Genomic DNA, 23,255 nt, shown 5'->3' with positions numbered 1-23,255 from the left:
CGTCACGCCGCCAACGCGCCGCTGCCGGCCGCGTCTTCCAGCGCCGCGGCGCAGCCTTCCATATCCCCCTGCGGCGGCTGGGCCGGTCCTGCTCCGCTTTGCGGCCCCACCCAGTTATGCACACCCGCCTTCAGTTCGACCTTGCCCGGGGCATGCAGCTGGATGCCGCCGCCCTCGATGCGCATATAGGCGCCCGCCGCCGTGGCCAGCACTTTCTTCGACGCGTTCACATCGACGGCGCCTTGCGCCGATACCAAGGTCACCGCCTTTTCCGCGGCCAGACGCATGCGCGCCTTCTGGCTCTGCAAGCGCAACTTGCCGCCGGCGGCGTGCAGACGGATGCCTTGTTCCTCGACCGCGCGGCCATTGCCGCCCAGTCCCTTGGTGAAGAGCACCACGCCCTGCGCCACGCAGATGGCCAGGTTCGCGCCCGCGGCCCAGTTCACGTCGGGCGCGACTTGGCACAAGGTGGTGCCGGCTACCGTGAAAGCGTTGTGCGGCGTGTACTGGCCGATGCCTTTGGGTGCACTCACCTGGATGTGCGGCTGCGTATAGGCAGGCACCGTGACGGATTCCTCCGCCTTGGTGCCCTCGATCACCTTGCGCACCGCGTCCAGCTCATTCAACGCGCGCGTCTTGTCGCTATCGCCCGACAGCGTGGCTTCCTGGCGGACGGCCGTGGCGGCTAGCTCGCCCGCCTGTTCGATGGCCTTTTCCATCTGCTTGATGGCCTCTTCGCTGTCCAGCAAACCGCCGGCAGCGCCCTCGCGCTTGTCCGCGCTGATCAGCAAGCCCTCGCCTGCCCGCAGCGCCAGGGCTTCGCTTGTGGCTAACTCGGCGCCGTGGCCAAGGTCAGACAGCCGTTCGTTATCGCGCTGCTGCTTCAAGTGCCCCAGGTTCAACCGCGCCTCGGCCTGCGTGGTGGACGCGGTCAGGCGCGATTGCCCCGGGGTGTCGTCCTGCACCAGCTGGTTGAACCCGCCCATGCCCCGCCCGCTTTCGGCCAGGGCCTGCGTCTTGAAGCCCGACATCACGACATTGTGCGCATGGCCCGCTTCACTACCCGCAAACCAGGCAGGCGCGTTGCCGGTGGCCTTGGCGGCCCCGCCCTGCACCTGGTTATTCGCGGCGTTCTCGGTGCCCGCGCCGTTATACAAGGCGCCCACCACCACCGGGCGGTCGATATCACCATGCAGGAATTGCACCAGCACTTCCTGCCCCAGTCGCGGCACGAAATGGCCGCCCCAATCGGACCCGGCCACCGGCTCGGCGACACGCACCCAGGTGCCCAGCGCATCGCTGGCCGGTGCATTGTCCGCGCCCGCCGGGTGATCCTGGCGATTGCTGGATGCGCTGCCGCGCTGCCAATGGAACTGGATCTTGATGCGATGGTCACGGTCGGTATGCACCGGGTCGGCCGCGCCCACCACCAGCGCGGTCTGGGCGCCATGCACCGTGGGGCGCGGATGCAGCCGCGCGCCGTGGCCATCCCAAGTACTGGGCCGGTACTCGAGCGAGGCAGCAATTGCCTCGAACCGGTTCCGGTAGAAGTCCGCCTTGTCGTCCTGGGACTCGCCGGCCGCGCCCAGCGCGTCGGCCACCGCGCGCCCCAGGCTCTCGTCGAAATTGTTGCGCGCTTCGTGGTGGATGCGCAGCACCACGAAATCCGCGCCAGCGCCTTGCGACGGCCCCCAATGGCCCGTCAACGTAAAGCGCTGCGCCGCCGCCAGCGTGCGCACGGTGCCCTCGCCTTCATGCAGGGCCTGGCGCACGCGCTGCGCGGCCAGCGCGTTGTGGGCCAGCCGGTCGCCTTGATCTCCGTCCTCGAACAGATACTGGCCGGGGTAATCGGAGTCCGCCAGCTCCATGGCGTTGGGCAGCTTGTCGTCGACCTGGGCGCTGGCCTTGCGGGCCTGCATCGCGCGGTAGTCCCAAGTGGCCAGGCGCACGGCATTGGTGCGCCAGGTGCGGCTTTGCCGCCAGGCCTGGATGGTGTCTTCGGTCTCGGTCGCGTCGGCGCGCTGGAACTTGACGCTCTCTTGCGGGCCGGCTTCGAACGCTCCGGTGTGGTCGGCGATGACGACGGTATGCCCGCCGGGCTCGCCCTCGCCCGCCTCGTGCTCGACCCAATAGAACAGCCCTTCTTCGGCCAGCAAGCGCTCGACAAAGGCGTAGTCGGACTCGCGGTACTGGATGGTCAGGCTGCGTTTCGCGTAGGCGTCGCGGTCCTTCACTTCCCAGCGCCATTGCGGCGCCACCGCACCCTGGCCGTTGTAGTCGCCAAAGACGCTGTCGATGATCTCGATCACCGACAAGTCCTGGAACGCGTAACTGTCGCGTCGCTCGCGCAGCAACGCCAGCCACGGTTCGATGCGCAGCCGATAACGCGCAAAGCCGCCGTTCGCGCCGTCGAAACGGGCCTCAGACACCAGGCCGCACCAGGCACGGTGTTCGTCGCGGCCCAAGGCGGTCTGCAGCGTCACCTGCACCGGCTGGCCGATCAGCGACTTCAGCGGGATGTGCGCATCGTCGGACAGCGCATCCACGTGCAGGACAAAGCCGCCGTCGCTCAGTTGCTCGGTGCCGTAGAGCCGCTCCGCCAGCAATTTGTCCTGGCCCAGCGGTGTGCTCAGGTCCAGCAGGCGATCGGCCTGGGTGAAGCCTGCGCCCAACAGGCTGGCGGCGGCTAGTTCAAGGGCCATGTCGGCGTCTCCTCTGGTCAGCTCATGCGGAAGCGGAAGTCGCCGTTCTTGCCCGCGCCCACGCGGATCTTGGCGATGGTTTCGCCCTGCGCCATACGGCTGAGCACCTGTTCAGCGATCTCGGGCAGCAACGCGCCATTGAGGATATGGTCCACATTGCGCGCCCCGGTATCCACCTCGGTGCAACGCGCCAGCACCGCCTCGACCAGCGCCTCGTCCCATTCGAATACGGCGCGGTGCGTGGCCTGCACCCGGCGCGCAATGCGTCCGAGCTTCAGCCCGATGATGTGCGCCAGCGCGTCGTCGTCCACGGGGAAATAGGGGATGGTCTTCATGCGGCCCAGGAAGGCGGGCTTGAACGCCTTGTACAGCTGCGGCGTCAGCAGTTCCGACAACTGGTCAGGCGAGGGGCGCTCGTCGGCCGGCTTGTTCAGGCACGCCTGCATGATCGTGCTGGAGCCCACGTTGGACGTCAGGATGATCAGCGTATTGCGGAAGTCGATCTCGCGGCCCTCGGCGTCGTCCATCACGCCTTTGTCGAACACCTGGAAGAACAGCTCCAGCACGTCGGGGTGGGCCTTTTCTATTTCATCCAGCAGCACGACGCTGTAGGGCTGGCGCCGCACCGCCTCGGTCAGGACGCCCCCTTCCCCGTAACCCACGTAGCCCGGCGGCGACCCCTTCAGGCCCGAGATGCTGTGAGCTTCCTGGTATTCGCTCATGTTGATCGTGACCAGTTTGCGCTCGCCGCCGTACAGGATGTCGGCCAGCGCCAGCGCCGTCTCGGTCTTGCCTACGCCCGACGGCCCCACGAACAGGAAGACGCCCTTGGGCTTGTCCGGATCTTCCAGGCCCGCGCGCGCGGTGCGCACGCGCTGCGCGATGGCATGCAAGGCGTGGTCCTGGCCAATGACGCGCTCTGCCAACATCGGCTGCAGTTGCAGCACCGTGCGGATCTCGTCGTTGACCATGCGTCCCAGCGGGATGCCCGTCCACGCCGACACGATTTCGGCCACGATCTGGGCGTCCACGCAGGCGGGCACCAGCGGCTGCTCGCCCTGCAATGCCCGCAGTTCGTCCATCAATCCGGCCAACCGCTGCTGCTCCGGCGTCAGCGCTGGCGCGACCGCCTTGCGCCGCGACGAGGACGGCGCCGCGGCCTCGGCCACCGGCGCGTCCTGCCCTTGAGCTTCAAGCTCGCCTCGCAACGCGTGGATCCGTTCCACCAGACTGGTCTCGGCCGCATGGCGCGCTTCGGCGTCCGCCAACGTCTGCTCGACCGTCGTGATCTCCTGGTCCAGTTCAGCCAGGCGCGCGTTCGGCGTACCCGTGGCGGCCTCGCGGCGCAACGCCGCCTGTTCCGTGCGTAGGCGGGTCAGGCGATGGCGCGCGTCGTCGATCAAGGCGGGCGTCGCGCTGCGGCCCAGGGCCACGCGCGCGCAGGCCGTGTCCAGCACGCTGACCGCCTTGTCGGGCAACTGCCTGCCGGTAATGTAGCGATGCGACAGCCGGGCGGCGGCACTGATGGCCTCGTCCAGGATGCGCACGCCGAAATGCCGCTCCATCAGCGGCGCCATGCCGCGCAGCATGGACGCGGCCAGCCCTTCGTCGGGCTCTTCCACCTTGACCACCTGAAAGCGGCGGGCCAGCGCCGCGTCTTTCTCGAAGAACTTCTTGTATTCGCTCCACGTCGTGGCGGCGATGGTGCGCAATTCACCGCGCGCCAACGCGGGTTTCAGCAGGTTGGCCGCGTCGTTCTGGCCCGCCTGCCCGCCCGCGCCGATCATCGTGTGGGCTTCGTCGATGAACAGGATGATGGGCGACGGGCTTTTCTTGACCTCGTCGATCACGTTCTTCAGGCGGTTTTCGAACTCGCCCTTGACGCTGGCGCCGGCCTGCAGCAAACCCATGTCCAGTACCCGCAGCGTCACGTCGGCCAAGGCCGGCGGCACGTCGCCTGCCACGATGCGCAGCGCCAGGCCCTCGACCACGGCGGTCTTACCCACGCCCGCCTCGCCGGTCAAGATGGGATTGTTCTGCCGGCGCCGCGTCAGGATGTCGATCATCTGGCGGATCTCGGCGTCGCGGCCGATCACCGGATCGATCTTGCCTTCGCGGGCGCGTTCGGTCAGGTTGGTGGTGTACTGGTCCAGCGCGGGTGTCTGGGTCAGCCCCGGCGCCGGCTGCCCGGCCTCGCCTTGGGACGCCGCGCCATCGGAGAAGGCGACGGCCTGCCCGGCCTCCTCCGACCCTTCCGTCAGCGCCGCGAAGTCATGCTTGAGTTCATCCAGCCGGAACGACTCGAACAAGGTAGACCCCCGCCGGGCCAGTTGCGCCAGGTCAGGTTCGGTCAGCAGCGCCAGCAACAGGTGCCCGGAGCGGATGCGCGTCGTCTGCGTGTCCAGCGACGCGATCAGCCAGGCGTGCTCGAACAACTTGGGCAGATGCGCCGAAAACACCGGCGTGCGCGTGTTGCCGTTCTTGAAGCGGCCGATCTCGGCTTTCAGGTCGGCTTCCAGCGCGTCGGTATGGATATGGCAGCGCCGCGCGATGATGCTCACGTCGCTGGCCGGCTTTTCCAGCAGCGCCAGGAACAGGTGCTCCAGATCCACCTCGTAATGGCCTTGCGCCATGCACAGGCTGGCGGCGCGTTCGGCAGCCTGGCGGCACGTCTGGTTCAACTTCCCGATCAAGGTCTTCAGCGGTGTAGCCATGAGTCTCTATGTCTGATGGATCAGTGAATGGTGTGCAGTTCGTAGCTGGCGTCGTCGCGGTCCGCGTCAGCCGGGCCGGTGCACAGGAACGAGTTCCAGCCCAGGCGCACCTCGCCGCCTTCGCCCAGTTGGCTGGGGGTGACGCTCTCGCGCGCCAGCACCAGCCGTACCTCGTATTCGAAGGTCATGCCGCCGAACATCGTCAGCAATTTCTCCAACGCCTGGGCACGCTCGCCGCCCGGCAGGAAGTCCGCGAACGCCTGACGCGACAGCGGCCCGATCCACAGGCGGATGCGCAGGTCGCGCTGCCAGATGCGGTCGCCAGCCAGCGCCGACACGCCCAGCACGGCTCCCGGGTGCCCCAGTTGCGTGCGATTCTGCGGCGGCACGTCGTACCAGCGCCCCACGAACTGTTCGACGCGCAAGGGCACGCCGAAGTAATCCTGAAGCACGCGTTGCAGGAAAGGCGCGGACACGGGCCGTTGGCGCGCCGCCGCGGCGTAGTGGGCGACGGATTCGTCATAGACCCGGCCGGCGCCGTTGTGCAGGCGGTCGCGCAGCGCGGGGTGACCGATGCCGCCCAGCGCCAGCAGCAGCGGCAGGTAATGATGGTCCTGCTCGGTTTCGTGCCGCAATGGCATGCGGTACTTTTTCCAGGCCGCATAGAAAAGCGCCGCCGCTCGGTTCGAGAAGATGTCGAAGAAGGCGCGCGCGCCGCGGTCGCGCCGCAGGCTCTCGCGATTGGCCAGCATTTCGGAATAGTGCAGCGGCAATGCGCCCTGCGCCCCAAGCAGGCCAAAAAACGCCGGGGTCAGGTCCACCCGCCCCAGCCGCCCCTCGGCCACGGCGGCCTTGCGCGCCGCCTCGTCGGCCAGCACCTCGCCGTTCTTGTCGTACGCCACCGCATCGACGATTTCGCTGGGGGGAAAGCCCAGCCCCGGCGAATTGGGAAAGCGCAGATGCACGGGCACCGTGTGCCGCGTGCCGCCCCGCTCCTGGCGAGCAAAACATTGCTCGAGCAAGCGCACCGCCTGGAAGAACTTGAATCGCTGCGGCTCTGCCAGCAGCGTATCCATCACGCTAGGATGGCGTCGCCGTTGCATGGAGGGCATCGTAGTAGTTCCTCTGCGCCGCGGCGCGACAACACGACCAGTTGCACGAAGCTGTTGGCGTGCACGTAAAGGCCGAAGAATCGGTTGATGACCGCCACGAAGGTGTGCAGGCTGGTGCCCACGAAATGGTCTTCATTGACGGTCAGGCGGATCTCGATGCCGCGCACGAAGGTTGCGAAAGGCTCGCCAGGCATCCAGTGCGTGGCTGGCTTGTAGTCCAGGCCCACCAGCCCTTCGATCTGGCGCGCGGCCACGGCCGACCCGGACAGGTCGTACAGGCGCAAGGTTTCCTTCAAAGCGGGCAGCCCGCTTTGCACCAGCGACAAGTGGTTCAGCGCCAGATGCGAAATCAACCGCCAGTGCGCGGCACGGCCCTGCTGGAACCGGTGCGAGTTCGTCGGCCGGCGCAGCATGCGGATGGCGCGCGCCACCGTGCCGCCCTCCAGGAACAGGTCGCCGCCCGATTGGCCCACGGCGATGTGCGAAGGCAGGTCACGGTTAGTGCAGGTCAGGTCCAGGCTGAGCGTTTCGGTCTGCGGCACGGAGGGGTCGAAATCGATGTCGACGATCGAGATCTCGGTCTCGTAGCCCGGGCTGCGTTGCGCCATGGCCGCATCGCGCCGCATCGTCCAGTAATGGCCGGCGGCCTCCGGCGACTCGCCATGATGCAGCGAATAGAACGGCCGGAAGTCCACCACCGCGTCGCCCTGCGCGTTCTGGCGCACCTGGCGCACGCGGTCGATCGAATAGACCTCGTAGCCAAAAGCGCGCCGCGCGTCGGCCACCACCGGGTACGAAGCGGCCGCATGCGTCACGCGGATGGGGTCGGCGCGCTGCGTGAACAGGTTCACCACCGGCGTGCAGCCCAGCCGCAGATTGTCCACCGTCGTCGACTCCAGCAGGCGCGCGGTATTAGAATCGGCGCGCAACCCGCTGACCGGCAGATGCAGCGTGAACTGCCGCGCCGTGCCCAGATAGGGGCGCAGCGCGGTCAGGTCGATATCGACGAAATTGAATTTTTCGGAAAAAACGAAGTACTCGGCCAGCAGCCGATAAGCCGGATGCGAGCTGGCCGGAAAATCGATCAGAGCATCGTCCTCGGCAAGTCCGACCTGCGCCAGCGGAATCGCGGGCAGGCGGTCCCATCGCCCCGGCTGCAACTCGACATATGCCGCCGCCGTGCGCAGGAACAGCGCATCGCGCAGCGCCGCCACGAATGACGGTTCGCCATGCAGGTACACCCGCAGCTTGTCCACGCCAGGCAGGCCGAAATGCTGGGTTTCGCCCTGACATCCCAGCGTGACCGAGAACCGGCCGGTGACGCCCGCAGGCAGCTTGGCCGTGGCCGGCGCGTTGGCGCTGGACACGAAACTGGCGCGCTGCACCTCGATGGGCGCCAGCGTCACCTCATAGGCCGTGCGGAACCGGCACGCCACCCCGCGCACCGGATGCGATTTCAACTCCGTGCCACGCGCGATGCGCACAGGCGCGGTCAATTGGGCTCCCGCGCCACCCAGGTCGAACTGGGCCACGCTGCAAGACGGAAACGGCCGCAGATAGTGCGGGTACATCACCTCGAACAGCGCCTCGGTGAATTCGGGGTAGTCGTCGTCCAGCTTCTTGTTGATGCGGGCGCTCAGCAATGCGAACGATTCGATCATGCGTTCGACGTGCGGATCCTCGCAGGTCTCGCCAGACAGCCCGAGACGGGCGGCGATCTTCGGATATCGTTCGGCGAAGTCGCGCGACGAACTGCGTAGAAAACCAAGTTCGCGCTCGTAATAAGGCAGCAATTCTTCCATTGTTGTCTTCCCTTCCAGCGCGCCAGTGCACCTGCACTACGGATTGATGCGTCAGACCGTGGCCGGGCTCTTGGCCCAACCCTTGGTCACGGAGTACTGCAAGGTCGACGGCTGCAATGTCGCGTCGAAGGTCACGGGCTCGTGGGCTGGCCCCACGTCCAGCATGGCCGTGATCGCGAAATACAGCACCGACGTCGCCCGGCTGTCGACCTGTAGCATCACCCGCACATGGGTCAGCCGGGGCTCGTGCCGCGCGATCGCCTGTTCCAGCGAACGGCAGATGAACTCGCGGTCGTAGTGGCTCGCCAGGCTCAATCCGGAAAAGTCGGATAGCCCGTACGTCAGCAACGACCGCTGGCAGTTCGGGTAGCGCCTCAAGTCTTCCTCGGTGAACACCATGCGGGTGTTCAGCAAGGCCTCGATGTCGCGCGCCACCGTCTCTTTCATTTCTTCGATCGACAGGCGGCGCAACGCATAGGGCGACTGGCCCTCTCCTTCGAATAGCTTGTCGAACAGACTCGGTTCGAATCCTTTCATCGGGGCCTCAAATAAAAAAGACAGCGACCCGGCACGGGCCGCGGTCTTCTTGCCGATGCAGCAGCGATCAGACCGAGTAGGTCTTGTCGTTCTTGGTCAGGCTCCAGGCGCCCTGGGCATTACCGCCCTGGTTGCCGCCAACCTTCTGCTGCGTGTACTTCCACTGCACGGCGGCGTACTTCAGCGAGAACGACTCGTGCGGCAGACCTTCGGCGACCACTTCGGGCGCAACGCGGGCGATGATCACGTACTTCAGCTTGATCTCGAGGTACTTGACGCGGTTGCCTTCGCCGTCGGCGCGCAGGAAGTCGATGGTGACTTCGTCGAAAGTGGTGCCGCCCGAGGCGTGCTGATACAGCAGCGGGCTGACGACGTCCAGGTCCTTGGTGAAGACCATTTCCCCATGTTCGGTACGCTCAGCGGTATGGCCGCCCGAGGTCGAGGCGGTGGCCGAGCGCGGCTGGATGATCTCGTGGCGCCACGAACTGACTTCGATCCAATCCGGGTGGTCCTTGTCTTGCGACTCGCCCTTGAGCGCCGGATTGCCGAACTTGACGTAGATGTCCTTCATTGTTGATAACCTCTTTTAATGGATGAGTTGTCAGTGCAATGACGCTCAGGATTTCTGGGCCTGGGCCGGCAATTCGGCAACCAGGCGCAACGAGATCGAGAGTTCGTCAAGCTGGAAATGCGGCCGCAAGAACGCCACGGCACGGAAGACGCCGGGACGTCCAGGGACCTCGGCCACCTGCACCGAAGCTTCACGCAGCGGGAACTGCGCTTTTTGCTCCTGCGTCGCGTTGTCGTCCAGCAGCACGTACTGCGACACCCAGCGATTCAGGAAACTCTCTACGGACTGCGCCGACGCGAAGCTGCCGATCTTGTCGCGCATCATCGCCTTCAGGTAATGCGCCACGCGCGAGACCGAAAAGATGTATTGCAACTGCGCCGACAGCACCGCATTGGCGTTGGCGCTGTCCGTGTTGTATTTCTTGGCCTTCTGCACCGACTGGGCGCCGAAGAAGGCCGCATAGTCAGAGTTCTTGCAATGCACCAGCGGGATCAGCCCCTGGTCGCTCAATTCCTTTTCGCGGCGGTCCGTAATTGCGATTTCGGTCGGGCACTTCAGCGCGATTTCGCCGTCGTCCGTCTTGAAGGTGTGGGTGGGCAGGTTTTCGACCAGGCCGCCGCCTTCCACGCCGCGGATCGCCGCGCACCAGCCGAAGTCCGCGAACGCGGCCGTCAGGCGCGCGCCGAACGCCCATGCGGCGTTGCACCAGAGATACTTGGAATGGTCGGTGCCGTCGACGTCCTCGACGAAATTGAAGCCTTCGACCGTGGTGCCCTCTACGGGGTCATACGGCAGGCGGCCCAGGAAACGCGGCATGGTCAGGCCCACGTAGCGCGAATCTTCCGAGTCGCGGAAGCTGCGCCACTTGGTGTATTCCACGGTGTCGAACACCTTGGCCAGGTCGCGCGGACGGCCCAGGTCAGCGAAGCTGTCCAGCCCCAGCAGCTCGGGCGACGCCGAGGCGATGAACGGCGCGTGCGAGGCCGCGGCCACGTGCGACATCTGTTCGATGAAGTACATGTCCTCGGGTTGGCGCGTGATCTCGAAGTTACCCAGCAAGGCGCCGAACGGCGCGCCGCCGAAGGTGCCGAACTCTTCTTCATAGACCTTCTTGAACATCAGGCTTTGATCGAAATCGATCGCCGTCTGGAAGTCGCGCACCAGGTCGCGCTTGGTGGTGTTCAGCACCTTGATCTTCAGCATCGGGCTGGTGTCGGTCTCTTGGCACAGGTAGTGCAGGCCGCGCCACGTGCTCTCGAGCTTCTGGAATTCGGGCGCATGCATCACTTCGCTGAGCTGCGCCGAGATCAGGCGGTCCAGCTCGGCGACGCGCGCGTCCAGCATCGCCGACAGGTTGTCGGAGACGACCACGGTGCCCTTCATCACTTCGCGCACCAGTTCGCCGATGATGTCCTTGGCGCGGTCGTGCTCGGCCGTGGACTTGGCCACGCGGCTTTGCTCGACGATCTGATCCAGCAGCCCGCTCTGGGTATCGGCCGTGGTGGCGGCGGCGGTGTTTTGCGCGGCGGCGGAATTACTCATTGCGGCCTCCCTTGTCGGTCTCGCTGGTCAGCTGTTGCAGCTTTTCCGTACTGGTCAGCACTTCGCCCAGCAGGTCTTCAAGTTTGTCGTTTCCGGCCAGCTTGTTGCGCAGATCGGCCAGCTTGGTGCGGATGTCCAGCAGCTCGCGCAGGGGGTCGACCTGCTGCACGACGGCCTCCGGACGGAAATCCTCGATCGACCGAAACTTCAGGTCCACGCCGAACGTGCCGCCCTCTTCGGTCAGGCTGTTCTTCACGCGGTACGCGGCGCGCGGCTCCAATCCACGCATCACGTCGTCGAAATTATCGACGTCGATGTTGACGAACTTGCGGTCCTTCAGCCGCGGCAACTCGGCTTCGGATTGCGCGCTGAAGTCACCCACCACGCCGACCACGAAGGGAAGCTCCTTCTGTTCGATGGCGTCGCCCTTCTCCACGTCATACGTGAGCTGAACGCGCGGCGGGCGAACTTTCTGCAATCGTTTCTGAACGCTTTCTTTCTTGGCCATGGAAGGCTCCGTGCAAAGGATCGTGTCTGTCGGTCAAGCGTGCGCCGCATGGCGCGGCACACGCCGAGGCGAATCACTTGGTAAGCAGGTCGCCGAACGGATTCGGCGCGCGATTAGGCTGCTGGGCGGGCGGGGTGGGGACTTTGGGCGCTGACGGCTGGGCCGCTGGCGGTGCTGCGGGAACGGTTGCGGGCGCCGCACTGGACGATGCGGCTTGCGATGCGGGGGCTGCCCCGCCGGCATCCTGCGCCGCGCCAACGGGCGTGGCGGGTTCCACCTTGCGCGGCTGGCGGGGACGCGGCGGCGGCGGACGGCGGCCTTCGGGGAACAACACGTCCTGCCCCAAGGTCTCGCGCATCGACGCGGCCAGCGCCACGGCATCGGCGCGTGCATTACCGGCCAGCAGCGCGTCGGCGCGCAGGTCGGCCAGCGACTGCATCGCCACCCGCAGGCCGCCCACCGCACGCACGGTCTTGGCGACGAAATCCTGCGGGTCGCGGCTCAGCGTCTCATCGGCGGCGACGATGGCCTGGCCGTATTTCTGTTCGTCGAACCGGATCTTCGCGATGTAAGACCAGGGTTCTCCCTTGGACGGATTGCGCTGCGCGATCTCTTCGAACTGCGCGACAGCCTGGTCGGATCCCTTCTGTTCCAGCGTCTTTTGCGCCGCATCCATGGATTGTTTGAATTCCGCTTCCGACTGCGGTTTTACCGATGCACAGCCGGCCATTACTGCAACGACACCTGCAAGAACAACGAGGCGGGAAAAGGGCATTTTTAAGCACCTAGCAAGGTTGTAACTAGGGGCCGTATTTCAACAACCTTTTGTTAGTACAGCGCTACAGCGAGTGTCTTCATGTTACTTGCGTCGAATTTGCATTCATCATGCTGCGATCTGTATTGCTTCACACAGTTCCGGTATAAAGGGCCATGTCCAAACATATCCATTTATCACGCTTCTTCGCAGTGATTGCTTGCACGCTTGCAAGCACCGCCATTACTGGATGTGCGGCCGTTTCGGCTATCGGCGCAGTGGCCGGTTTGACGGGTAATGCGATGGAGATGGCGGGCTTGAAAAAGCAGGAAAACGCGCCTGTGGAAGTGAAATTGGCGATACACGCCGGAGAAAATTTGAATGCCAGCAGCGGGCAATCGATGGCTGTCGTTACAAAAATATACTACCTGAAGAATCCTGAGCAATTCCAACGTGCACCGCTCACGCAATTGATAGACACTGCGCAAGAGAAAGCGGCGCTAGGTGAAACGTTGTTGGGTTCGCGCGAGCTCACGCTCACGCCAGGACAGCGCTACGAGGGCGTGGAAAAAGTCCCCAAGCAAGCGGATTACATCGCGATCGCAGGGCTGTTCTATGCCCCCGCGCCGATGCGTTGGAAGTACGTATTCAAGGTCGACGGCGTGGAAGACAGTGGCATCGTCCTGGGCGCGCATGCGTGCGCGCTGACGGTCGCCACGGGTAAACCCACGTTGCCGGCGGGCATACCAACCTATGATCCCGCGCGCCTGTCCGGCGTGCAGTGTCCCGGTTGACGCGCACTGCGCGGCCGCCCGCCTTCTATATATAGACATAGAAAGACAAGAGAGGGAGCGCCAACTTGAGTTACTCAGCCAAAGTCCTTTGGGGCGAGGGATTGTTCCTGCGACCGCAGCATTTCCAGCGGCAGGACGCGTATCACGAAGACCGGCTGGCCGAGATGGCCCGCGCATTGCATCCGTATGCGTGGGGCCTGCGCGCGGCGCGCTTCGATGCGTCGGCGCTGGCCAACGGCATGCTGCGCGCGACCGAGATGAGCGCCGTGTTTCCGGATGGCGAGCTCTACAACGCGCCGCACGGCGATGAGCTTCCGCCGCCCGTGGCGCTGACGGCGCTGGACGGCGTGAGCGAAGCGGTGTTCTATCTGGCGATCCATCCCTTGAAGGCGATCGGCGGCAATTATCGCGATGGCCAGGCAGCGGCAAGTTTCGACACGCGCTACACGCACAACAACACGCCCGCGCCCGATCTCTACACGGGCGCCACGACCGCAGAACTCGCCTTCCTGCGCAAGGACGTGCGGCTGATCTCCGAATTCGAACCGCGTGACGAACTGCTGGCGATTCCCGTCGCGCGCGTGCGGCGCACGGCAAGCGCCGGGTATGAACTGGACACCACGTTCATCGCCCCCAGTCTGTCGCTGACGGCCTCCGGCGCGCTGCATGAGCAACTGCGCCGCCTGCTTGACGCGTTGCAGGCCAAGGTCAACGCGCTCTACGGCTTTCATCGCGAGCCCAGCAAGAACATCATTGAATTCCGCTCGGGCGACGTTGCGTCGTTCTGGCTGCTGCACACCGCAAACGAAGCCTACGCGACGCTTTCGCACCTGTTCCATCACCCGCAGCTGCATCCCGAACGCCTGTTCCAGGAACTCGCGCGGCTGGCCGGTGCACTGATGACGTTCTCCAAGGTCCACACACTGGCCGACCTGCCCGTGTATCGCCACGATGCGCCTGGGCCCGCGTTCGCCCGCATGGACGAGATCCTGCGCGACCTGCTTGAAACCGTGATCTCCACGCGTTACTTCTCGATCGTGCTTGAAGAACTGAGGCCATCGTTCCACATGGGCCGGCTGGATTCGGAAAAGCTCGACGAAACGACGTCGCTCTATCTGGCCGTGCAAGCGGCGATGCCTGCCGCCGAACTCGCCGAGAGCGTGCCCATGCGCTTCAAAGTGGGCGCGCCGGAAGACGTCGACAAGCTGGTGCTGTCCGCCATGCCCGGCGTGCCGCTGAGCTACACGCCGCAAGTGCCGCCCGCCGTGCCGGTAAAGCCGGGGGCCGTGTATTTCGCCTTGCAGACGCGCGGTTCGCTGTACGACCGCATGTTGCAAGCGCGCAGCATCGCCATCTATGCCCCCGCAGGCATTCCCGAACTCAAGCTGGATTTGATCGCAGTGACCCGCTGACAGGAACGACATCGCCATGACCGCTGACGCCCCCTCCCTGATGCCCGGCGCGACACTGCCTCCCCGTGCTGCCGACTTCCACGCCAGCCGCCCCGCCAAGTCATTGCTGGACCTGCTGTACGACGGCTTCCTGATGCTGTTCCTGTTGAAGAGCGGGCAGGAACCCACTGATGCGGCCGCCTTCTCCGCGCGCGTGCAACAGTTCCTGGCGGACTACGAGCGCGCCGCCAAGAAGATGGATATCCCCGCTGAAGACGTGTACGCCACCAAGTACGCGTTCTGCGCGGCCGTCGACGAAACGGTGCTGAACTCCCGCTTCGCCATCCGCGATACGTGGATGCTGCAGCCGTTGCAGCTGACCCTGTTCGGCGAGCAACTGGCTGGCGAGAACTTCTTTGCCCGGCTTGAAGACCTGCGCGCCCAAGGCGCGCCGCGCCTGCAATCGCTGGAGATCTATTACATGTGCCTGCTGCTGGGCTTTCAGGGCAAGTACCTGATCGAAGGCCAGGAGAAGCTGGGTTATCTGACGGCGCGGCTGGGCGACGAGATCGCGCTGTTGCGCGGCAAGCGCACCGGCTTCGCGCCGCACTGGCCGCTGCCGGACAAGATTGCCCATACGCTCAAGCGCGACGTGCCGCTGTGGTCGATCATGGCCGTGTTTGCGCTGATGGGCCTGCTGGCATTCCTGGGTATCGGCCACTTCCTGAACACGGAAATGCAGACCGCCATGGCGCCCTATCACGACATCGTCAAGCTGGGCCCGCGCGCGGCGCATCTGACGATATCGCTGCCCTAGCGCGCCCCGCACAACACGCCCCCGTCCCTTCCGGCGCGCGCTGCGCGCCTTCGGCTCCGCCGATCGAATACCGCCAAGCCCTATGAACGCCTTGCCTTCGAACGCCCCGGCCTACTCGTCGCTGAACATCGCCACCCTGTCGCAACAAGCGCGCCTCTTGCGCGTGAGCGCACCGCTGGACGCGGAGCTGGTTGCCGAACGCATGACCCTGCGCGAAGGCGTCTCGCGCCTGTTCTCGCTGACTCTCGACTGCCTGGCGGCCAGCGCCGAGATCGACGTGGCGGCCTTGCTGGGCAAGGAGATCACCGTCAGCCTGCTGCAGGCCGACGGCTCGATGCGGCGCTGGCACGCGGTCGTCGAAGGCGTTGATGCCCTAGGCGCCGATGGCGGACTGGCCCGCTACCGCCTGCATGCCGCGCCGTGGATGGCCGCATTGGCGCTGCGGCGCGACAGCTTCATCTTTCAGGACCTGTCGGTGCAGGACATCGTCAGCGAAGTGTTTGCGGATTATCCCCAGGCCGCGTTCGCCTTTGAGCTGACCGATGCGCCTGCGCCGCGCGCGACGTGCACGCAGTACCGCGAATCCGATCTGGACTTCGTTGCGCGCATCCTGGCCGAGGCCGGCTTGAGCTATCGCTTCGAACATCAGCAAGACGACGCACAGGCTTCAGGCGGGGGTGCACGCCATCGCGTGGTGATTTTCGATGCGGATGCCGCCCGCCCCGAAGATCCGGCGTCGCCCTTGCGCTTTCACCGCAGCGACGCCACGGAAACCAGCGACAGCATTACGCGCTTCGCGGCGGCCCAGGCCGTACGTCCGAACGCCGTCGCGCGAGCGGCCTGGAACGAACGCACGCTGACCGCCCACGCCGCGCAGACCCGATCGCAGGTCCAGGTCGAAGCCTTGCCTGTGCTTGAGGACTACGACTACGCCGGACACGGCCGCTATGCCGACGACGACGCCGCCGAACAAAGCGTGGCGCGGTCGCTGCGCACCCACGAATCCCGACTGGTGCGCTTCGACGGCGCGGGCACGGTGCGTTCGCTGGCGCCGGGCCGGCTGTTCGCGCTGACCCAGCACGAACGCTACGCGCAAGGCGGCGGCGGGCAGGCGGTCGACGAACTGGGCGGCAACCGCTACGCCCTGCTGGAGGTCATCCACGAGGCCACCAACAACCTGGGCGGACAGGCTGCCCAGGTGCTGGACACGCCCGACATGGAGCGTGGCACCTACCGCAACCGCTTCAGCGCGCAGCCCGAAGCCGCGGCGCTGATGCCCGTCTGGCGGCCCCGCCCTACCGCCCCGGAAGGCCTTGCCGCCGTCGTGGTCAGCGCCAGCGACGCATCCATCACGTCCGACCGCGATCTGCGCGTGAAGGTGCAATTCCCCTGGCAACGCGGCGACAAGCCGCTGCCGGGCGGCCTGCCGCACCGCACCCACGGCGACGCCAGTGGCAACGCGCCGGGCGACGAACGATCCGGCACCTGGTTGCGCGTGGCCAGTGCGCAGGCAGGACCGAACTGGGGCGCGCATCATCTGCCGCGCAGCGGCACCGAGGTCATCGTCGAATTCATCGACGGCGATATCGACCAGCCCGTTGTCGCGGGCCAACTCTACAACGATGCCGATCTGCCGCCGTGGTCCGCCGGCGAGAACGGCGACGCCAATCACGCAGGCGTCCTGAGCGGCTGGCACAGCCAGGGGCTGGACGGCGCGGGGCGCAACCAATGGGTTTTTGACGACACCAAGGGCAAACTGCGCACGCGCCTGGCTAGCTCCACCGCCGCCACGCAACTGGGTCTGGGTTACCTGGTGGAGCAGGAACTGGATGCGCCCAGCCGTGGCCAATGGCGCGGCACCGGCTTCGAACTGCGCTCGGACGCCTGGGCGGTCGTGCGATCGGGCCAAGGCATGCTGGTGTCGGCCACCGCGCGCGAACAGGGCAAGTCCACGCAGGCGGACGCGCAGGAAGCCCTGTTGCTGCTGCGCGGTGCGCAGGACGCCTCGCGGCGTCTGAACGATAGCGCCGGCCAGCATCAGGCACGCCCCTTGGCTGCGGCCGAGGGCTACGACGCATTGCTCCAGGCCCTGGATCCTGAGCAGGAAGGCCGCTACACACCGCAGGTCAACGGCCAGGCCGCTGGCAAGGCCGCCAGCGGCCAGCGCACCGGCGATGCCCCTGTCGAACGCATCAATGGCCCCCACCTTTTTGTCGATGCACCGAATTCGTTGAACCTGGCCACCCCGGCCAGCGCCGTGCTGCATGCGGGCGAGCACCTGCACACCACCGCCCAATCCGATGCCCACGTCGCGGCTCAACAGACGTACGCCGCCGTCTCGGCGCGGTCTGCCAGCGTGTTCGCGCAGCAGGGCCCGATCCGCGCCATCTCGGCGCAAGCGCCCGTCTCGTTGCATGCGCATACCGACATCCTGGAAGCGCTGGCCGGCCAGGACATCACCGTCACCTCGTCCGCCGAGGGCATCGAGATCCTGGGCAACCAGCGCGTCACCTTGCAAGCCGCCGGCGGCAGCGTCACGCTCGACGGCGCCGACATCGTCTTCAAGGGACCCGGCCTGTTCTCGGTCAAGGGCGCCACGCACAACTTGGTTGGCCCGGGCAGCGATGCGGCCAATCTTCCCGCCCTGCCCAGCACCACGGTCGATGACCCGCTCATCGTCAGCGCGGAGCTGGTGCACAAGGACGGCGTCTTCGCCACGGCGGCAAAGAAGGCCGGCGCGAGCCTGATGGCCGGCTTCGGCGGCGCAGGTGGTGCCGGCGTTGCGGACAGTGGCTTGGGCGCGCTGGGCGAGGCGATGCCTGCCGGTTTGAGCGACCTGGGCAAGACTGCCGCTGGCGCGGCCTCCAAGCTCTCGCAGTTGGCCGGCCAGGCGAATACGCTGGCCGGGTTGGCCAAGAACCCGATGGGCGCGCTGTCGGCCGCCCCCGGGCTGCTGGGCGGCGCTAGCCCCGCCGTGGGCGGGCTGCTGAACACCGCCAAGAACACGATGGGCATGGTGTCGCAGGCGCAGGCGATGATCGCGAACCCGATGTCGGCGCTGCCGGCCGCGTCCGGCCTGCTAGGCTCGGTCGCGCCTGGCGCGGGCGGCATGATCGACAGCGCAACAGCGGCCGCCGGCACGGTGACGAAGGCCGCAGAATTGATCAAGAACCCCATGGCGGCAATGCCCGCCGCGACCGACATGCTGGCCTCCGTCGCGCCCGAGGGCGCATCGAAAATGATCAGTAGCGCGGCGACGTTTGCGGGCGTGGGGACGGGTGCGGGTGCGGCGACGGGGGTGGATGGCGGCGTGGGCGCAGGCTCGGCGCTGCCGGGTGCCTCCTCGACATCGCCGGCCGCATCGGCAGGAGCAAGCCCGACGCCGCAGGCCGACGTCTCGAATGCGGGGACGGCGGGAAGCGCCGCACCTGCAATGACTGGCGAGGCCAGTGTCGCAAACAGTGCACAAGGCGACAAGGTCGCGCCGCAGACGCCCCAGCCCGATGGCGGAACGGCGACGGGGGGAGTTACGCCTGTGTCGGGTTCGGGTTCGGGTTCGGGTTCGGCACCCGTCTCGACTTCGGCTCCTGCTTCGGCACAGGCACCCGCACAGGCACAGGCAGCATCGGCGCCGGTTGCGATGCCTGCTGCGGCTCCGGACTCGGCTCCCGACTCCGCCGCGGCACCAACCTTACAGACCGCCTCTGCCTCCACCCCGGCATCCCCTGACGCTTCCGCTGCGGCACCGGCGGCCACAGCCCCTTCCGTCGCGACCCACACGGGCGGCCAGAACACGGCCAGCACGCCTCCGGCAGGCGCAGCGAGTGCAAGCGCTCCGGTCGCCCCGTCTAGGCTGGCCCCAGAGGCGGGCATCATTGCTGGCCAGGGAGCGGGTGCCAGCGCGAATGCGGGCCTCGCCGCGGGTGCGGGCTCCAGCATCGCAGCGAACGCAGCAGCCACTGGTGCAAGCACGAGCATTGCTACAGCCACAGCCACAGCCACAGGCGCAAGCGCAAGCGCGACTATCGCGGCGGGCGCGGGCATCGCTGCAACGGGTGCGCTGGCCCCATCCGAAGCCGGTGGCGCCCTGTCGGCCGCCACGCTGAGCAACACATCTATGCCCACCGGCGTCGACCTCACGCCTCTTGGCAACGCGCCCTTGAACGCACAGAACCTTGCACCGTCGCTCGGTTCGCCGGGACTTGATACGCCGGCCTCGATAGCCTCGGGCACGCTGGCGTCCCCGTCCGCCACGTCAGAAATGTCGGCGTCTTTCGGTAACGCCACAACCACCGCCAGCACGCTCAACGCGCCTAGCCTGCCCGACTGGGCGCAAGGCCACGTCGGCCCGGATACCGTGCCGTCGACATTCAACGCAACCGCCCCGAGTCAGATACCCGCGAATCCCACGACGGCGAGCCCGTCAAGCGCGGGCTGGATGGCGGCTAGCGTCGTCGGCGCAGGCGTGGTCGGTGCGAGCAATATCAGCAACACCCAAGCGGTCTCAAACACCCCCCGCGCGACGCCGCAGGCGTCGGCCGCAACCTCCGCGACCAAGTACGAGACCTCGCGTACAGCAGAGCGCCTCGCGCCTCATGCCTTGCCTCTTGGCGCAACGGGCGCCGGCATGATCGCGGCGGTTGCCACGAACATTGCAGCGGCAACGCCGCTACGTGCCCGGGGCGACGCCGATCGTGCCAATGACAATGCCATTGCCATTGCCAATGCCGATGCCGATGCCGATGCCAAGGACGCGCAATCGCCTGCGCCAATCGCACAAGGCACGACAGAAGCACAAGTAAGCACAAAGACTGGCGCTCGCGACACACGTCACTACGACGAACGCGCTGAAAACAACGGCCGCACTGAGCAGACCGACCACAACGCACACTACGAAAACACCACGCATCGTCGTGGCGAACCGCCCAACGCCGCCCTGCTCTCGACGCTTGCCGCGGGCGCCGGCGCCCTGTTCAGCGCGACCGCATCCGCTGCCCGCAGCGCGACACCTGCCGCATCAGTTGCCTCCGTCACGGAAGGCGCTTTGCCCGCCACCGTGGACTTGCCGGCCATTGCGTCGCACACCGGCACGGCGCAGCCCGGGCTGCACATGCCTGACGCCATCCCGGGCATATCCCCGGATACTGCCTCTGTCGTCGCGACCAATACCGCCATGCCGGCAACGGAGGCTGCGTTGACTAGTGCGCCGCCCCACCCTGGATCGGACGCCATGCTGTCCAGCACGCCTTCCCTGTCGAGTTCGGACGCGGCATTAACCGGTACGCCCTCCCTGTCAAACAGCGCCCCCTCCCTCTCGGGTGTCTCTGCACAAACACCCGGTTTCGTGCCGGCTGCCGGTACAAACTTGCCACAAGGTGCTGGTCTGCCTGGCATGCAAGAGGCGGGAGGCATGGCCATTCCAGGCGCCGAGGCCCCGACCAGTGCATCCGCCGCCGCGGGCGCGGCCAGTGCGGGCACGGCGGCGGCCGCCGCCTCGGCCACGACAAGCACGAGCGCCGCCACGGCGGCAACGCCGGTCGTCGCATCGGGCGCCGGTACGACCTTCGGAACAGGCGCCGGCCCGGGCGCGGCAAGCGCGGGCACGGCCGAATCCCCATCCGGCGGCACCGGCGCCTCCCCGGCCGCCTCGCCCCAAACCGCGGCTAGCGGCTCAGCCGCGACAGGCGGCACGGCGTCGACAACCGGCGCAGGCACTAGTGCCACGGCTGGCACCACCCCGACCTCCGCAACCGGGGCGACAACCGCGGCAGGCGCGACGCCAGCCTCCTCCGCCGCGACACCGCCTGCCACCGCCACGCCAACTGTCGCCACCGCAGCCCCAGCGGGAACCGCGGCTCCCTCTGCCCCGGCCGCGCCCTCGGCTGCCAGCGCTTCCGCCGGCAGCCCGGACTCCGTACTCGGCAGCACGACGGCGCGCGCCGCGGGCATGGCCGACAGCACCCCGGCCACCCGTGCCACCGATCTATCTGCCGCCGGTGGCGCGGGGGCAGCCGCCGGCGCCGCCACGGGCGCCAGCAGCGCTGGCGTCGCAGGCATCGGCGCGGTCGCGGCGGGCGGTGGGCTGGCAACCTTTGCGCAACAGGCCAGCGCCGCCTCCACCGCGCTGTCCGGCGCGTCCACGTTCGCCGCGGGCGGCGTCAGCGCCAGCGTCAGCGCAGCCATCGTGCCCGTCATGACGCAGGCCTTGAACGCCAGCGGCGACCGCATGGCCGCGTTGGGGTCCGCCGTTGACACACTGTTCACGCTGCCCGACGTCAAGCAAGCCAACATCCCGTCCGTCGCTGGCGCAATCCTGAGCATGCCAGGCCTGTCGTCGTCCTCGGTGCCGGGCGTGATCGGCGCCATCCTGCAATCGCCCACGCTCGCCACCGAGACGCTGCCCAAGGTGGCCGAGGTGTTGATGAAGATACCGGGCGTGGCGGATTCACCGTTACCGCAGATTGCCCGCGACGTACTGGACACGATCGGGCTGGGACCCGTGGCGCGCACGCAAGGCACGAACCTGCCAGGCGACACGCCTGCCCCCTCGGGCTCCGGACGCGTGGTGCCTGGCGTATCGACCTATCGCGCCCGCCAGGACGGCGCGCGCCTGCAATACGTGAACCTGGATCAAGTCGCCGACCGCTGGAACGACGGCAGCGCATTGACCACCACGGAACGGCAATCGAACCGTCCCCGCATCCATGTGGAGTTCAACCGCCCCGGCCAGCATCGCTTCACCATCACCGTGAAGCCCGACCCTGCCAATATCCCGTACTCCGCCCGGGAACGCGGCCGGCGCGCCAGCTACCAGGAGCCGCACAGCAATCCGCGCAGCTATGTCACGAACGCGGACGGCACCCGCATCGTGGACGACATCACGCTGCCGGCCGCCGGGCTCAACCTGTACCTGTTCGAAGTGCGCGACGAACGCGGCCAGCTGATCAAAACCGAACGGGTTGAAACCGTGCGCCGCCTGTACATCCAGGAAGTGATGTGCATGAGCCCGCGCCCGGCCGGCCATCTGGCCGACGTGACGCCCGTCACGGCCGAATTTGCGCTGCATGGCATCGACATGATTCAGCTGCCGCGTGTGCAGTTCCGCGGCCGTTCCGCCGTGAATGCCGCCGACGACGCCGACGCGCAACACGCCATCATGCAGGCCGTGAGACAGGCCTACACCCCGTCGGCCGGCAAACAACGCGAGCCCTACACGTTGGTGGTGTGCCACGTCGATCGGCTGGTGGCGCCGGGCGTCAGCGGCGACATGCGCTTGCCGGTGCCTGCTGGCCCCGGCGGCCGGGTCATGACCGTACCCATCGTCAACGACGACCGCAGCCAATCGCCCCTTTGGTACGAGTTCGACCAAGGCGACGACTGGCTCGTGCACGCGCGATACCTGTACCGGGACGCCTCAGGCGCAGAACGCTCGCTGCCGATCCCCCGCCACCTGATCACGCCGATCCGCGATGAGTCGGGCGGCGTCTGGTCGGTGTCGGTGGACTTGACGCAGGTGTCACCTACGCCGCTGACTGGCATGCTCAACATCCAGTTCAACACGGTGGCCGCCAGCTACGCCGGCCTGGCCATCACGGGGACCAACCTGCTGTTCGTCTCCACGCTCGATCCCTTCGTGCCCAACTCGCAGGCCTACCTGACCGAAACGCTCGCCCACGAAATGGGCCACTTATTGGGCATGGTGCCCAGCGGCCCGGACTGGCCGGGCCTGCGCAACGTGGACACCTCGGCGGACGACTCCAAGCTGGACCCGCCGACGCACTTCTACTACAACATGGGCGGCCACTGCTACTTTGGCCTACGCGATCAGAATGGCCAGTACAACCAGGAAATCGGGCAATGCGTGATGTACGGCATCACCTGCGCGAACATCCACTTCTGCCCAAGCTGCAGCAAGGCCGTGCGCAAGGTCGACTGCTCTGAAGGCTGGGCCTCGTTCTGAGGCAGCCGCCTCGTCACCGACCACCGCCAACGACAACAACCGCCGCCGCTC

At 66.7% G+C, this 23,255-nt stretch carries 13 protein-coding genes; 4 read left to right on the top strand and 9 right to left on the bottom strand.

Features of this window, described 5'->3' with window-relative positions; all coding sequences use genetic code 11:
- Positions 1-2 precede the first annotated feature (2 nt).
- The 9 genes from AC3WMU_RS16195 to AC3WMU_RS16155 form a co-directional block, all read right to left on the bottom strand.
- On the bottom strand, positions 3-2,702 hold the full coding sequence (locus tag AC3WMU_RS16195) for a type VI secretion system Vgr family protein (protein WP_492282653.1): 2,700 nt from the start codon (positions 2,700-2,702) through the stop codon (positions 3-5).
- Between the two features lie 17 nt (positions 2,703-2,719).
- The gene (tssH, locus tag AC3WMU_RS16190) at positions 2,720-5,416 is read right to left on the bottom strand and encodes a type VI secretion system ATPase TssH (protein ID WP_492282652.1); all 2,697 of its coding nucleotides are present in this window, start codon (positions 5,414-5,416) and stop codon (positions 2,720-2,722) included.
- A 20-nt stretch (positions 5,417-5,436) separates the two neighbouring features.
- On the bottom strand, positions 5,437-6,528 hold the full coding sequence (gene tssG, locus AC3WMU_RS16185) for a type VI secretion system baseplate subunit TssG (protein ID WP_454677755.1): 1,092 nt from the start codon (positions 6,526-6,528) through the stop codon (positions 5,437-5,439).
- On the bottom strand, positions 6,492-8,330 hold the full coding sequence (gene tssF, locus AC3WMU_RS16180; RefSeq protein WP_492282651.1) for a type VI secretion system baseplate subunit TssF: 1,839 nt from the start codon (positions 8,328-8,330) through the stop codon (positions 6,492-6,494). Before tssF ends, tssG begins: the two co-directional genes overlap by 37 nt.
- A 51-nt stretch (positions 8,331-8,381) precedes the next feature.
- A complete protein-coding gene (gene tssE, locus AC3WMU_RS16175; RefSeq protein WP_006226590.1) occupies positions 8,382-8,867 on the bottom strand; it encodes a type VI secretion system baseplate subunit TssE in 486 nt (161 codons plus the stop codon).
- Positions 8,868-8,934: 67 nt separating this feature from the next.
- Positions 8,935-9,438, bottom strand: coding sequence for an Hcp family type VI secretion system effector (locus AC3WMU_RS16170; RefSeq protein ID WP_006226591.1), 504 nt, complete (start codon positions 9,436-9,438; stop codon positions 8,935-8,937).
- Positions 9,439-9,483: 45 nt separating this feature from the next.
- Positions 9,484-10,980: a type VI secretion system contractile sheath large subunit gene (gene tssC, locus AC3WMU_RS16165; RefSeq protein ID WP_006226592.1), complete on the bottom strand. Its 1,497-nt coding sequence runs from the start codon at positions 10,978-10,980 to the stop codon at positions 9,484-9,486.
- Positions 10,973-11,488 carry a type VI secretion system contractile sheath small subunit gene (gene tssB, locus AC3WMU_RS16160; protein WP_006226593.1) on the bottom strand — a complete coding sequence of 172 codons (516 nt, stop codon included), beginning with the start codon at positions 11,486-11,488 and terminating at the stop codon, positions 10,973-10,975. Before tssB ends, tssC begins: the two co-directional genes overlap by 8 nt.
- Before the next feature lie 73 nt (positions 11,489-11,561).
- On the bottom strand, positions 11,562-12,164 hold the full coding sequence (locus AC3WMU_RS16155; protein WP_488704059.1) for a tetratricopeptide repeat protein: 603 nt from the start codon (positions 12,162-12,164) through the stop codon (positions 11,562-11,564).
- Positions 12,165-12,418: 254 nt separating this feature from the next.
- Here AC3WMU_RS16155 and tssJ point away from each other — a divergent pair, with 254 nt between their 5' ends.
- From tssJ to tssI, 4 genes are all read left to right on the top strand, one after another.
- Positions 12,419-13,036: a type VI secretion system lipoprotein TssJ gene (gene tssJ, locus AC3WMU_RS16150; protein ID WP_427959020.1), complete on the top strand. Its 618-nt coding sequence runs from the start codon at positions 12,419-12,421 to the stop codon at positions 13,034-13,036.
- Positions 13,037-13,101: 65 nt separating this feature from the next.
- Positions 13,102-14,448 (top strand): type VI secretion system baseplate subunit TssK, encoded by a 1,347-nt coding sequence (gene tssK, locus AC3WMU_RS16145; protein WP_088589392.1) that lies wholly within the window; start codon positions 13,102-13,104, stop codon positions 14,446-14,448.
- Positions 14,449-14,464: 16 nt separating this feature from the next.
- Entirely contained in the window at positions 14,465-15,244 is a 780-nt protein-coding gene (locus AC3WMU_RS16140) for a DotU family type IV/VI secretion system protein (protein ID WP_006226597.1), read from the top strand.
- Between the two features lie 82 nt (positions 15,245-15,326).
- Positions 15,327-23,204, top strand: coding sequence for a type VI secretion system tip protein TssI/VgrG (tssI, locus tag AC3WMU_RS16135; protein WP_492282650.1), 7,878 nt, complete (start codon positions 15,327-15,329; stop codon positions 23,202-23,204).
- Positions 23,205-23,255 lie beyond the last annotated feature (51 nt).

Source organism: Achromobacter sp. FW305-C-13 (assembly GCF_058783475.1).
This window is presented reverse-complemented; position numbering and strand designations above follow the sequence as displayed.